The following is a 1,270-nucleotide window of genomic DNA, read 5'->3' as shown; positions in this document are numbered from 1 at the left end:
CCTTTTATATTACCAATGCTTTTAACTAAAACTCTTATCCCTATATTTTCAAGTTCTGTTCCATACAAAACTGTAGATTTAAACCAACTTATGAGGTTGTGTGTTATAAATACTAGCCATAAAAATCCATATATGCCGTAAAACTTTGAGGTTCTAAGATTTTTTATATGGTATATATTTTTAGCCATTTTAAAGAAAGCTTCTATTGTTTGACGTTTGTTATAAAAATGAAATATTTCTACTGCACTCATTTCTTTACTACTTATGTTAGTTATGAGTAAAGAATATTTTAAATTTCCTTTTGGAGATAACGTCTGAACAATAATATTTCTAACACCATTATTTTCAGGAAGTTCATAAACCCATGCAGCCTTATCGGCTTGAGTATATTCAGAGTAATGTATATTTTTTGCAATATTTCTAGCAGTTATAGTAGAATACCCTTTTGTAATAAACTTTAACTTAGGAATTGAAAGTAATTTTTCAATATTGTTTGATGAACCAAAGCCACTATCAGTTCTTAAAATTAAGTCGCCATTATAAAGTTGTTCCTTATATTTAGATAATATAGAGTTTAGTAAGTCGCTATATTGTTCATTACAATGAGTATCACCAGAATCTAAAGATAGCGCTATTGTTTCAGAATGTTCTCCTGTAAAAGCGGCAGCTAGATGATATCCCTGTTGATTCTTTTTCTTAGCAAAATATCCTTTTGTTGCTAACTCGAAAGTTTTGCCATTAGCAATTAAACCTGTTTGATCACAGTCTACGACTACTCTCGTACGAGAGTGGATTGAGTTGCTATGATTCATAAAAATATGATGATGAATATCTTGCAGTTGATATATGCTGTCAGAATCAAATCGTCTAATTAATTCATTAATTTGTGATTGATCTGGTGCTTTATCCATATCAAACATATTTAGGGCTAGTTTTTCTACACCAAGCTTTTCATTGATGTCTTTAGTTGTTTCACAGCCACTTGCTATAGACATCATAATAATAATAAGTTTTTGATATACGGAATATTTTACTTTCTTCATCTTAAGCTTAAAGCCTTCAAATGGTTTAAATAGATTAATTTTTAAACCAAATTGTAATACTGCAATTAACCAAGTGGAAGTAGTTTCTTCTTTACAGTTGTCTTGAGTAAAGGTAAAATTATTCATAGGATAATACCGCCTTTCTTAATTTTTCTGTAGCAAGAAAATTATACTTCAAGGCTTGGTATTATCCACTATTTATTTTTTGGAAACTATAATATGGAAAC

1 protein-coding gene is annotated in these 1,270 nt (G+C 29.3%); it reads right to left on the bottom strand.

Annotated elements, in window-relative coordinates; all coding sequences use genetic code 11:
• Positions 1 to 1,169, bottom strand: a 1,169-nt coding sequence (locus tag OW729_RS19340; protein ID WP_268063160.1) for a transposase, incomplete at its 3' end; no start/stop codon positions are given.
• Positions 1,170 to 1,270: the final 101 nt, after the last annotated feature.

The sequence above is a fragment of the Clostridium brassicae genome, assembly GCF_026738875.1.
Taxonomy (GTDB): Bacteria; Bacillota; Clostridia; order Clostridiales; family Clostridiaceae; genus Clostridium_H; species Clostridium_H brassicae.
The sequence above is the reverse complement of the archived record's forward strand: the minus strand, read 5'-3'. Positions and strand labels throughout refer to the sequence as shown.